The sequence below is a fragment of the Serratia sp. YWN4 genome, assembly GCF_055790845.1.
This window is the reverse complement of sequence record NZ_CM147696.1, coordinates 1,669,291-1,681,316: the sequence shown is the minus strand read 5'-3', so window position 1 is coordinate 1,681,316 and position 12,026 is coordinate 1,669,291. Positions and strand designations below refer to the sequence as shown.

The window sequence follows — 12,026 nt, the reverse complement described above, 5'->3', positions numbered from 1 at the left end:
TTTATCCTACATATTAACTGGAAGAATTAATCTCCACGAACTTTCACTGATACCAAATGCTTGAATATGTTTTTTTCTTGTGTCCTATGTTCAGAAATATTATTTACAGCATGCTGCTATGTTCTTTGCCAGAAGCGCCATAGTCATTGATGACTTTCCAAGTCACGCTGTTACCGCTGCTCCCCGCTGGCAAAGTGAAACTGGCCGTTGCCCCAGGAGCTACATAGGTTGCCTCTGTCACTTCTTTACCCATCACTTTCACTTCTTGAAAGTTCATATAAAACGGCGTTGGATTGGTCACTTTCAGACTGTTGCCACTGCGCTGCCAACTGAGTTTGTCAGCCATTTCTTCTGGGCTGCCTTTTAAACCATCTGGGCGATAAATCAATTTTATGCGCGTCTTTATGGCTATTTGTAATACGTTCTGGTTCTCAACATCACTTTTTTTGGCAGCTGGAATAGACTTTATATTCATCCAAAATAACGACTCTTTATCCTCAGACAAATTACCCCCCGCACGAACTACGCGCAGGACGTTTTGCTGTCCGCCATTAAGTCGGAACAGCGGCGGTGTGACGATAAAAGGCGTTTTCGCCCCAACTTCCGAGGTATCTTCTACCCAGGTCTGAATAAGGTAAGGTACGTTGTCTGGGTTACTGACGCTTAATGAAGATTCCTTTTTGGCTCCGTCATAAACCAGGCGAGTAGCCCCCACGACCACACCGGCTTGTACTGTGCTGGCAGCCACAAGCAGCGATGCGAACAGCACGGTAGTAAAAATTTTCATACACATTCCAATCTTGAGAAAAAATAGGCAGACACATTTTTTCTGTGTCTGCCAAGAGTGGCAGTATCAGCCCTGCAAGCAGGGCTGATACTGGCTCTTAGTTGTAGTTGATGGTGAAGTTGGCAGTCGCGTTCGCTTTACCTGCTTCAATCGAGGTATAGTCAGAGATAGCGATATAGCTTGCTACGAAGTTCAGCTTGTTGGTCACACCTTCTGCCAAAGTGTAGGATTTAGACTCGCTAAACAGTGGCAACACGGTATTCGAATCGTCAGATAGCTGGATGCCAACACCTTTTGCAACACCGCTTTCGTTAGTGAGCATCAGTACACTGTTGTCGCCCGCAGCGGAAGTACCGTCAAACTTCACACGTGCCCCTTTGGCAGCGTCAGGACAGTCCGTCAGTTCTAAGGTAAACTTGGTTGCTGACGCCTTGGAACCCGCACCATCAGTGAAGGCTGTCTTGGCAATTTTCCCCAGATTCACTTCCAGTGATGGAGATGCAGCGTCAACCTTACAGGCAACATCGGTAATTTCACCGGTGAATTTTACCTGTGCATCGGCTGCTGCCACATAAGCACTAAATACGGAAGAAGAGGCCAGTACAGCCATAGCAATAAAATTCTTTTTCATTAAATAAAACTCCTTGAATATAAATAAACTGGCGACATCATTTTAAATTAAATGCCATCCAGACTTGTGCTCTTTGATGAACAACATGAGAATAACCCTTAAAAAAAGGTTATTTTCAATGCATTCATTTTGAAAAAACTCATTAAATCGTCTTAAATCCGTCAAATTAATATTGATGGTTTTTTACAAGTGAAAAAATTTTAAGAAGAAATCAATTTATTACTTATTTATGATGCCTTGACATTATTGATAAAGTGGTGATTGGATTTATTTAATTCAAGCTCAGCATTTACTCATGTTATTTGTAAGGGTATCGGTTTAGAAAATCCTAACTGCTTATTTTTAATACTTTACAATGGTATTTCTCAGGCTATAGAGCAGCTATCAAAAATGATTCCTAGTGATTTACAGTGCGTCCTGCATTATGTCTACTTGTGCAAGTTTTTAGCTTCTTCCTGCTGTAGCAATAGAACATGCACATAGTTTACAAGTTAGAACGGAAGCGTAAAGACAACATTTTCTTATAGCGTATAAAATATTTTGATAACCTGATTTTTATTAAATAAACCAATGAGTTTTTTGGTGCTCTAAAGCGTATTGGAAGCACTTTTCAGTCTCTCTCACATATTTTTTCTTTCACCTGTCAGGCAATTTTAGGTTTTACGTGTGTTTATTGAAGTTCTGTAGTCTGAAGCCCCTGGCAACGGACCATCTTCCGCCAACTAACTCAAACTTCTCTTTGCCAATGCATAACGCATTGGCCTGCGCCAAGGAATACCAACCCCTCCCCTGCAAACCGTATATAATTCACCTACAAATCGCTTATGGATTGACACTAAAGGAAATGATCGGGTGAAAGAGATTGTCATCAAAACGCCGGAAGAGATTGCCAAAATGCGCCACTCTGGTGCGCTATTGGCCAAGGTGTTTGCTATGCTCGATGGGGCGATCCGCGAAGGCATCACTACCATGGAGATTAACGATCGCACCGAGGCGTTTATCGTCGATGAATTGAAATCACGCCCCGCCAGCAAGGGCCAGTATGATTTCCCTTACGTGCTGAATACCTCGATCGACGAGGTGATCTGCCACGGCATGCCTTCGGCCAGTAAAATCCTGCGTTCCGGCATGATCGTCAACGTGGATATCACGCTGGAAAACGGCGGCTTTATTGCCGACTCCAGCAAAATGTACGCTATCGGTCAGATCGCTCCGGTCGCCAAGCGGTTGGTAAACAACGTGTATGAGGCCATGTGGCAAGGTATTCGCGCAGTGAAACCGGGGGCTACGCTGGGGGATATCGGCCACGCGATCCAGCGCCACGCCGAACAGGCCGGGTACAGCGTCGTGCGGGAATACTGCGGCCACGGCATTGGCCGCGCAATGCATGAAGGCCCGGCGGTACTGCATTACGGCCAGCCGGGAACCGGCACGGTATTGCAGGAAGGAATGGTGTTTACCATCGAACCGATGATTAACCAGGGCGATCACCGCATCAAGCAGAAGAAAGATGGCTGGACGGTGGTCACCCGCGACAAAAAGCTGTCTGCCCAATGGGAGCACACCGTGGCGGTTACCGCAAGCGGGGTGGAGATCCTGACGCTACGTGACGAAGAGCGCCAGGCCGGGTATACCGAGCGCTACTGAATAAGACGCCATTCGTCGGTTTAACCGAAGATTCCCCACCCAACGGCGATGACTGCGATCGTGATTGCCTGCACCCTACGGCTTAATGCCAGTCACTTAAGGTGGCTGGCATTGTTTTTTTAAAGAACACGTCGAGCGTTGCTCTTTGACCTTTCTCGAGTAACTTCGCCTTCACCTGCCTGATAACTCATAGAACTATTTCAATTGGCTTAGCCTCGTTGGCGCCGGTAATGCTGAACATCACCTATCAATAAATAGGAACGACGGTTGGCACTTACATTTTTTTACAGGTTGTACAAATAACAACAAAGGGGCAACCAAAATCCCCATCAAGAGTCTGGGAATAAACGTAAGCTCAACCCATCATTTAGAGCTTGATGTTGCTCAGCGTTAAATGATGCCACTGGTTATTCATCGGAAAACAGATGGCGAAAGAATAATTTGATGACGATGCCTATCAGCAGAATGTCATTGAGTTTAATCACATGAAGCGGCATTAAATAATGCCTAAAGACGGATTGAATAGAGATTTTATGAAAAAGAACATCATTAGTGCTGCACTGCTCTCTTTGGTTATTGCCACTCCAGCCGTATTTGCTGCTGATGGTACCATTAATTTCGTCGGTGAAATTACTGACGTGGCTTGCACGGTTGATACCGACTCGCAGAACCTGACGGTAACCTTAGGCAAAGTCTCCTCCAACGCTTTCAACGGCATCGGCAGTAAAGCAGCACCCACCCAATTCCAACTGGTGCTGAAAGATTGCCCGGTAGCAGCCACCACCGCAGTGGTGAAATTTGACGGTGCCAGCGTTGCTGGCGACAACAGTGTACTGGCACTGACCTCTGGCGTAGATAGTGCTGAAGGCGTAGCCATCGAACTGTCTGATGCCAGCCAGCAGGTAGTTAATCTGTTTGAGAACTCCCAACCTTACACGCTGGAAACCGGCGTTGGCTCTGTCACCAACCTGAACTTTGTTGCCCGTTACAAGGCGATCTCTGACACCATTACTGCTGGCATTGCGAATGCTAGCGCCCAGTTCACGATTATTTATCAGTAAACACCCGGTATAGATTGGAGTGGGTCAGCGCATATTGATTACATATCCTGACCCACTTTATAGACTATAGGCAGTTACTTTCTTGAATAAACAATCCAGAAGCCTATAGAAAAAAGCCATGACTTATTCATAAAAGTCATAACAATCACTCCTGCCGGTCTGTTATTACAAATTCTTCTCTTTAACGCCAAGTACGTGGATACCAATCCCCTCAAATTAACCGCTTACCCGGTATCAACCAGCAAAGTGGTAGCCAACTTTTTGGCACACAGTGATGCTAATCAGATATTTGTTAATATTCCGGGATATTCTGGAGAGACGCTTCTCGCATTAACCGATCTAATTGATATAATAGGCACAATTTTTAGGGGGAGAAAGATCCATGGTTTACGAAGCTCAAATCAGCCGCAATAACCCGACAGCATTCCTTTTCGTCGTCGATCAATCGGGCTCCATGTCCGATAAGATGTCCTCTGGCCGAAGCAAGGCGGAGTTCGTCGCTGACGCGCTTAACCGTACCTTAATGAATCTCGTCACCCGTTGTACCAAGTCAGAAGGTGTTCGAGACTACTTCGAAGTTGGTGTTTTAGGCTACGGCGGCCAAGGCGTTTCTAACGGTTTCTCCGGCTCGCTTGGAGGCCACGTCCTCAATCCAATCTCCGCCCTTGAGCAGAATCCAGCTCGCGTGGAAGATCGCAAGCGGAAAATGGACGATGGCGCAGGCGGTATCGTTGAGACAACCATAAAATTTCCAGTGTGGTTCGATCCTATCGCTAGCGGTGGTACACCTATGCGCGAGGCGTTGACCAAAGCCGCCGAAGAACTTGTGGTTTGGTGCGACGCTCATCCGGACTGCTATCCTCCAACGATCCTGCATGTTACTGACGGTGAATCTACTGATGGAGATCCAGAAGAAATCGCCAGCCACTTGCGCCAAATCCGCACTAACGACGGAGAAGTCCTGATTCTCAACATCCATGTCAGTTCCCTCGGAAACGATCCGATCCGTTTCCCCGCTTCGGACATCGGCTTGCCGGATGACTACGCTAAGCTGCTGTTCCGGATGTCCAGCCCACTGCCCGAGCATTTGGTTCGGTTCTCGCAGGAGAAGGGCCATACCGTCGGCATGGAATCCCGCGGTTTCATGTTCAACGCCGAGGCGGCCGAACTCGTCGATTTCTTCGACATCGGAACCCGTGCTTCGCAATTGCGTTGAACTACGGATGAAGCGGGAATTCTCAGGAACAGTTCCGAAGGACTCTGGTTGCCCCGAGGCAAATGAGGATAAATTCGCCTTCTCCGAAGACGGGAGAAGGCTCGCTCTCTGCGATGGAGCAAGCGAATCCTTCAACTCGATGTTGTGGGCCTCTCTACTCGCCCACAGATTCGTAGCCGATCCGAAAGTCACTCCTGAGTGGGTGACTTCCACTTTAGTGGAATACTCAGCCGCTCATGACTTTCAATCGATGTCTTGGTCCAAACAGGCGGCATACGAGCGAGGCAGTTTCGCGACGCTCCTAGGTGTTGAGCAATTCGAGGAATACAATGCCGTGGAAATTCTCGCCATTGGAGATAGCATCGCCATGTTGACCGACGGAGGAAAATTCATTCGTGGATGGCCTTTCATGGATCCTGAAAGATTCAAAGAGCGCCCGACCCTGCTTGCAACTATCGCCGGGCACAACGATTTCATTGGCGGCGGCGGTTTCTGGACATCGCATGGGAAAACCTTTCATCTCAAAAACCTTACCGAGCCTCGGCTAATGTGTATGACCGACGCTCTCGGCGAATGGGCACTCAGAGAGGCACTGGCTGGCGGCTCCGGCCTTACCGAGCTGCTTTCACTTCAAACGGAGGAGCAGCTCTCAGAGCTGGTCCTTAGGGAACGAGCAGTAAAACGGATGCGTGTCGACGACTCGACACTGCTTGTCCTGTCGTTCTAATGCGGAAAGAAAGATGCCTTATCCGTCTCTTGAGCAATACAATCAAGCTTTCCAGGCTCACTCTACGTTACTGAGCGATCCTGAGTTAAGGGCCGGTACGATCACAACTACAGGGTTAGGTCTGCCACTCGCCATCAGCGGTGGCTTTGCTCTGACCTATACGATCCAAGCAGGAGTTAAAAAATACGCCGTTCGCTGCTTTCATCGGGAATCAAAGGCATTGGAACGTCGCTACGAAGCGATCTCCAGGAGAATTTCTGGCCTGCATTCGCCGTACTTTCTCGACTTCCAGTTTCAGCCGCATGGGATCATGATCGAAGGCAAACCGTACCCTATCGTCAAGATGGCTTGGGCGAAAGGGGAAACACTTGGTGAGTTCCTCGAGGTTAACAGGAATTCTCCGCAAGCTATAACGAAGCTTTCAGCATCGCTCGAGTCACTCGCAGCCTTCCTAGAAAAAGAAAAAATTGCACATGGAGATTTCCAAACCGGAAATCTGATGGTTTCCAACGGTGGCGCAACCGTGCAACTGATCGACTACGACGGGATGTTCGTTGATGAAATCAAAACACTAGGAAGTGCTGAGCTTGGTCATGTCAATTTCCAACATCCCAAGCGCAAGGCTACGAATCCGTTCGATCATACGCTAGACCGTTTCTCGCTGATCTCTCTTTGGCTGAGCCTTAAAGCCCTGCAAGCTGACCCATCAATATGGGATAAGACAAATTCGGAACTTGATGCAATCGTTTTTCGAGCTAATGATTTCTCCGATCCGCAGTCGTCCTCCGTCATAGGTATGCTCGCTTGCAGCAAGGCTCTATCGTCCGACATCAAGAATTTTGCTGCTGTCTGCACTTCGTCAATGGAGAAAACGCCTACATTGGCGAATTTCATTGCCGGTAAGAACATACCCGCATCGGTAGCAGTGCTCAATATTACTGGAGTAGTTCAACCTGGCAAGCCGAAACCTGTCTACATCGGTGCCTACGATATACTGTCCGCTATTGATTACGACGCTTGCTTGCGACGTGTAGGCTACAAGGTGGAGGTCATCGGAAAAATCATTGAAATAAAGTTCAACCAGGCACGGAACGGCAAGCCATATATCTTCATTAATTTCGGGGATTGGCGTGGCCGTATCTTTAAGATATCGATATGGAGTGAAGGTCTTAATACCTTATATTCTAAACCCGATTCGTCATGGGTCGGAAAATGGATAAGCGTTATCGGTCTTATGGAACCGCCCTATGTTAGCGATAAATACAAGTATTCACATCTCTCAATTACGGTAACAACCGTCGGCCAGATGACAATTCTCTCAGACACCGATGCCCGTTGGCGTCTTGCTGGCCCCAAAATCACTCAGCAAGCCGTAATCTCCACAAGCAGTAACCAGGAAACCTTGGAGCGAATAAAGGGCAAACAGACCTCAGTAACCCCGCAGATTTCAAGCCCCCCGACTTCTACAGCAAACCAAGCGGTTCTTAACAAGATACGGGCATCGGCACCACATACCGTTCAGGCAAAAGTATCAACACCGCATGTTGCTCCAACAAAAGTGTCGCCATCCCTACCTTCAGCCCCCTTCCCAAGCGGGCCTGGCATCACTCCTTCATCAAAACCGCAAAAGCAGGAAAAAGGGATTCTTGAGAAGATTTTTAAATGGTTTTTTAGATAATTATCTTCATGTCTTCTAAGAAATACTTTCCCGCTCTTAGCACTAGAAGCTAAAATTAAACTTTTAAAAAAGTAGCTTTAAAAAACCATATAAATCAAATATGTTTTGTTAATTACTATCCGAACCTATGATTAACCAAGGCGATCGCCACTAGCGGCGTGGAAATCCTGATGCTGCGTGACGAAGAGCGCCAGGCAGGATATGCAAGATCGCGACTCAATAATAACAGGGAGCTAGCCATGACCAAGTCCGCTGACCAAGCATTTATCGATCAGCTCAAGAATATCGTTGGCAACATGCAAGTGCTGACCGGCGAACGCAACACCGAACGTTATCGCAAGGGCTTCCGCTCCGGCGAGGGCAAAGCGTTAGCCGTGGTGTTCCCTACCCGCCTGCTGCAACTGTGGCAGATCCTGCAAGCCTGCGTCGATGCCGATAAAATTGTCATCATGCAGGCCGCCAACACCGGTTTAACCGAAGGTTCGACACCCAGCGGCAATGATTACGATCGCGAGATCGTGATTGTCAGCACCCTGCGGCTCGATCAGCTTCAGGTGCTGGATCAGGGCAAACAGGTGATCGGTTTCCCCGGCAGCACGCTGAATAAACTGGAAAAATTGCTCAAACCTTACGGCCGCGAACCGCATTCGGTGATCGGTTCTTCATGCATCGGCGCTTCGGTGATCGGCGGCGTATGCAACAACTCCGGCGGCTCGCTGGTCAAACGCGGCCCGGCCTACACCGAAATGGCGCTGTACGCCAAGCTGGATGCCGATGGTCAGTTGCGGTTGGTCAATCATCTGGGGATTAAGCTCGGTGATACGCCAGAAGAGATCCTCAACCGTTTAGAGAAAGGGGATTACCGGCCAGAAGATGTCGAATACGGCGAACTGCGCGCCTCCGACAACGAATACGCCAGCCGGGTGCGCGATGTAGATGCCGACACCCCTTCCCGCTTCAACGCCGATAAGCGCCGTTTATACGAAGCCTCTGGCTGCGCGGGCAAGCTGGCGGTGTTTGCCGTGCGCCTGGATACCTTTGCCAAAGAAGATAAAGAGCAAGTGTTCTATATCGGCACCAACGACACGGCGGTGTTGACCGAACTGCGCCGCCATATGCTCAGCCAGTTCGAAAATCTGCCGGTGGCCGGTGAGTACATGCACCGCGATATCTTCGATATTGCCGAAGTGTACGGCAAAGACACTTTTATGATGATCGACAAGCTCGGCACCGACCAGCTACCTCGTTTCTTCACCCTGAAAGGCTTTGTGGATGCCCGCCTCAACAAACTGCCTTTGCTGCCGCGCAATCTCACCGACTGCGTAATGCAAAAGCTCAGCAAGCTGGCACCCAGCCATCTGCCGAAACGGATGAAAGAGTACCGCATCCGTTTTGAGCACCATCTGCTGCTGAAAATGTCGGGCCCTGGGGTGGAAGAAGCGCAACAGTATCTGCAAAGCTACTTCGCGCAGGCCAACGGGGATTTCTTCGTTTGCACACCGGAAGAAGGCAAGAAAGCCTTCCTGCATCGCTTTGCCGCGGCGGGTGCCGCCATACGCTACCAGGCCGTGCATAACAATCAGGTGGAGGATATTCTGGCGCTGGACATCGCCCTGCGCCGCAACGACAGCGAATGGTTTGAAACCCTGCCGCCGGAAATCGACAGTCAGTTGGTGCATAAACTGTATTACGGCCACTTTATGTGCCACGTGTTCCATCAGGATTATGTGGTGAAAAAAGGCGCTGATTGCCACGCATTAAAAGAACAGATGCTGGCGATCCTCGATCGGCGCGGTGCGGAATATCCAGCCGAACATAACGTCGGCCATCTGTATCACGCCAAGCCGGAGTTGCAGGCCTTCTATAAAGAGGCCGATCCCACCAACAGTTTTAACCCCGGCCTGGGTAAAACCAGCAAGCAGAAGTTCTGGGGCGATCGTCGCTGATAACTCGCAAGCCTTAAAACGCAAAAACCCCTTATGCCGCAACAGCATAAGGGGCAATAACAGAACCTATTGCAAGCTTCAGAAGAACCAGGAACCATACCCCCACAGCACCACCGTCAACCCAAGCAACAGCTCAAGTAACAGGACGCCGATAGCCAACGTCGAACTGGAAAAGATAAACCCTTCTTTGCGATCGATATTCAGGAAATTCGGAATACCGATGTACAGCAGATAGGCGGAATAACTGAGGCCGATAATACCGGCCAACAGACACAGCCAGAGCACCGGATACAGCGCCACTACCCCACTGAGGAACATCGGCGTCGCCACATAACCGGCAAACACCATGCAGCGGTGCAGGCTGGGGCGAGTCTCATAGCGCCGGGCCATCCAGTGGATCACTTTCCCCATAGCCGCCACACCGGCCAGCATCAGCAGGTAAAAGGCGATAGCGGTGTAGAAAGCGGTAAGCATATCCAGGCGGATGGCATTGCCGCTCCCCGAGAGCCACCCCAGCCGCGTGGTGCCGATATAGGTACAGACAACCGGTATCAACGCCATTAACAGAACGTGGTGGGTGTACAGGTGCGAGATGCTTTCATTCTCGCTTTGAATGTTTTTGAACTCGGTGCGGGGATGCGCCAGCAGTCCCCAAACATGATTAACCATGAAACACCTCCTCATTTCACCGCAGAGCGCCAGCGGCGAACCATTAACATTTTTAACGGATAACATACCGCACGAGGATGGCGGCCACGGGGCACCTTCCTTGTATCCAGTATAGTCTTTGGTTGAAAAAACGTACGCAGCGGCGGGAAGGGCCAAATAGCGCGATGCAGTTACCTGCCTGCAACTTCAAGTAATCAGTGTATAGTCAAGATGTTGCACTACTTTAATGGAGGGACTCTATGTCAGCTAAAATCCGCACCCGCCAAAGCGGGATTAATCAAGTTCAGGCCGGGCAGAACGTGATGGTGATCGAACCCAGCAATCTGTACGGTTGCCAATTGGGTGACGATGTGTTCGTCGGGCCATTTGTCGAAATCCAGAAAAACGTCAGCGTGGGCGCGCGCAGCAAAGTGCAATCCCACAGCTTTATCTGCGAATACGTCACCATCGGTGAAGACTGCTTTATCGGCCATGGCGTGATGTTCGCCAACGATCTGTTCAAAAACGGCGCGCCCAACGCCGATCCGGCCAGTTGGGGGCGCACCAGGATCGGCAACCGGGTTTCCATCGGTTCCGGCGCTACCGTGCTGGCCGTTGAAATCTGCGATGATGTGGTGATCGGTGCCGGGGCTGTGGTCAGCAAAAATATCAGCCGTAAAGGCATTTATGCCGGTAATCCGGCCAAGCTGTTGAGGGAGCTTGATTAATTGAATCAGGCAATGGGCATCGAGTGGATTGCCGTTATGTTTATGCTAAGTTTACTTCCCCCCTGCAATAATGATAACCGTTATCATTTAACGCTAGGGTAGGAAAAAAGATGCGCCGATTGCTTTTAATCACGTTGATCCCGGTAATAGTAGGATGCAGCGCTAAAAAACCTGTCGAGAACCCGGTAGAATTAACGCCGGAAACGGCTAACCAGCAGAAGATAGCGATGAAAATGGACGATGACACAGTCAACAAACTGCACGCCATACTGGCGCTGCACGCGGCGGTTCCTGAAGCCGATAAAGGCCAGACGATCGATCTGCTCTCGCAGACTTTCCTTGGCACCCCTTATGTTGCCAATATGCTGATCGGCACTGCCAGCACGCCGGAACAGTTGGTGATCGATTTTCGCGGATTGGACTGTTTCACCTACCTGGATTACGTTGAAGCACTCAGAGAAGCCGCTACCGACGGGCAATTTATCGAGAACCTGATCCAAACCCGCTACGTGAAGGGTGAGATCGATTTCCTGCATCGCAAACATTTCTTCAGCGATTGGGCACAAAAAGAGCAGGTGCTCGCCGACGATATTACCGCGCAGCTTAGCCCGCACGCCGTCACCATCGTGAAACACCTCAATCGTAAAGCCGATGGCGAGGCTTACCTGCCCGGCCTGCCGGTGGTGGAGCGCAGTATTACCTATATCCCCAGTGAATTTGTGAACGATCGGGTGATGAGTCAGTTACAGACCGGCGACTACATCGGCATCTATACCAAACTGGCCGGGCTGGACGTCACCCACACCGGTTTCTTTATTATGACGCAGGATGGCCCGGTGCTGCGCAATGCCTCTTCGCGTAAAGAAAATATGCAAGTGGTGGATTCGCCGTTTAGCGCTTACGTGATGAATACGCCGGGCATTGTGGTATTACGCCCGCGTTAATCTCTGCCTGCGC

General features: G+C 49.7%; 11 protein-coding genes. 8 read left to right on the top strand and 3 right to left on the bottom strand.

All coding sequences use genetic code 11. From position 1 onward, the window contains the following. Positions 1-103: 103 nt before the first annotated feature. Positions 104-787 carry a fimbrial biogenesis chaperone gene (locus tag ACX9GT_RS07890; protein WP_473190562.1) on the bottom strand — a complete coding sequence of 228 codons (684 nt, stop codon included), beginning with the start codon at positions 785-787 and terminating at the stop codon, positions 104-106. A 97-nt stretch (positions 788-884) separates the two neighbouring features. Further along, positions 885-1,418 carry a fimbrial protein gene (locus ACX9GT_RS07885; protein ID WP_473190561.1) on the bottom strand — a complete coding sequence of 178 codons (534 nt, stop codon included), beginning with the start codon at positions 1,416-1,418 and terminating at the stop codon, positions 885-887. A gap of 852 nt (positions 1,419-2,270) precedes the next feature. On the opposite strand from ACX9GT_RS07885, the gene map reads away from it, so the two are divergent. From map to dld, 6 genes are all read left to right on the top strand, one after another. Further along, positions 2,271-3,065: a type I methionyl aminopeptidase gene (gene map, locus ACX9GT_RS07880; protein WP_473190560.1), complete on the top strand. Its 795-nt coding sequence runs from the start codon at positions 2,271-2,273 to the stop codon at positions 3,063-3,065. Between the two features lie 533 nt (positions 3,066-3,598). Next, positions 3,599-4,126: a fimbrial protein gene (locus ACX9GT_RS07875; protein ID WP_473190559.1), complete on the top strand. Its 528-nt coding sequence runs from the start codon at positions 3,599-3,601 to the stop codon at positions 4,124-4,126. A 382-nt stretch (positions 4,127-4,508) separates the two neighbouring features. Next, positions 4,509-5,342: a TerY-P anti-phage system-associated VWA domain-containing protein gene (locus tag ACX9GT_RS07870; protein WP_473190558.1), complete on the top strand. Its 834-nt coding sequence runs from the start codon at positions 4,509-4,511 to the stop codon at positions 5,340-5,342. 7 nt (positions 5,343-5,349) lie between these two features. Next, complete coding sequence (locus ACX9GT_RS07865; protein ID WP_473190557.1) at positions 5,350-6,069, top strand: hypothetical protein; 720 nt, start codon at positions 5,350-5,352, stop codon at positions 6,067-6,069. 13 nt (positions 6,070-6,082) lie between these two features. Next, positions 6,083-7,747 (top strand): serine/threonine protein kinase, encoded by a 1,665-nt coding sequence (locus ACX9GT_RS07860; RefSeq protein ID WP_473190556.1) that lies wholly within the window; start codon positions 6,083-6,085, stop codon positions 7,745-7,747. 239 nt (positions 7,748-7,986) lie between these two features. Beyond that, positions 7,987-9,693, top strand: a complete 1,707-nt coding sequence (gene dld / locus ACX9GT_RS07855) for a D-lactate dehydrogenase (protein WP_473190555.1) — start codon at positions 7,987-7,989, stop codon at positions 9,691-9,693. 78 nt (positions 9,694-9,771) lie between these two features. Here the strand turns inward: dld and ACX9GT_RS07850 are convergent, their stop codons facing one another. Beyond that, positions 9,772-10,362 carry a Yip1 family protein gene (locus tag ACX9GT_RS07850; RefSeq protein WP_473190554.1) on the bottom strand — a complete coding sequence of 197 codons (591 nt, stop codon included), beginning with the start codon at positions 10,360-10,362 and terminating at the stop codon, positions 9,772-9,774. A 302-nt stretch (positions 10,363-10,664) separates the two neighbouring features. Here ACX9GT_RS07850 and ACX9GT_RS07845 point away from each other — a divergent pair, with 302 nt between their 5' ends. Together ACX9GT_RS07845 and ACX9GT_RS07840 are read left to right on the top strand one after the other, a co-directional pair. Continuing rightward, positions 10,665-11,069, top strand: coding sequence for an acyltransferase (locus ACX9GT_RS07845; RefSeq protein WP_459402838.1), 405 nt, complete (start codon positions 10,665-10,667; stop codon positions 11,067-11,069). A gap of 110 nt (positions 11,070-11,179) precedes the next feature. Then, positions 11,180-12,013: a DUF1460 domain-containing protein gene (locus tag ACX9GT_RS07840; RefSeq protein WP_473190553.1), complete on the top strand. Its 834-nt coding sequence runs from the start codon at positions 11,180-11,182 to the stop codon at positions 12,011-12,013. Positions 12,014-12,026: the final 13 nt, after the last annotated feature.

Bases quoted from the DNA above. Each gene is read 5' to 3' on its own strand.
- ACX9GT_RS07890 (WP_473190562.1), bottom strand. From the start codon at position 787: ATGAAAATTTTTACTACCGTGCTGTTCGCATCGCTGCTTGTGGCTGCC.
- ACX9GT_RS07885 (WP_473190561.1), bottom strand. From the start codon at position 1,418: ATGAAAAAGAATTTTATTGCTATGGCTGTACTGGCCTCTTCTTCCGTA.
- ACX9GT_RS07845 (WP_459402838.1), top strand. From the start codon at position 10,665: ATGGTGATCGAACCCAGCAATCTGTACGGTTGCCAATTGGGTGACGAT.
- ACX9GT_RS07875 (WP_473190559.1), top strand. From the start codon at position 3,599: ATGAAAAAGAACATCATTAGTGCTGCACTGCTCTCTTTGGTTATTGCC.
- ACX9GT_RS07865 (WP_473190557.1), top strand. From the start codon at position 5,350: ATGAAGCGGGAATTCTCAGGAACAGTTCCGAAGGACTCTGGTTGCCCC.
- ACX9GT_RS07870 (WP_473190558.1), top strand. From the start codon at position 4,509: ATGGTTTACGAAGCTCAAATCAGCCGCAATAACCCGACAGCATTCCTT.
- ACX9GT_RS07850 (WP_473190554.1), bottom strand. From the start codon at position 10,362: ATGGTTAATCATGTTTGGGGACTGCTGGCGCATCCCCGCACCGAGTTC.
- ACX9GT_RS07840 (WP_473190553.1), top strand. From the start codon at position 11,180: ATGCGCCGATTGCTTTTAATCACGTTGATCCCGGTAATAGTAGGATGC.
- dld (WP_473190555.1), top strand. From the start codon at position 7,987: ATGACCAAGTCCGCTGACCAAGCATTTATCGATCAGCTCAAGAATATC.
- ACX9GT_RS07860 (WP_473190556.1), top strand. From the start codon at position 6,083: ATGCCTTATCCGTCTCTTGAGCAATACAATCAAGCTTTCCAGGCTCAC.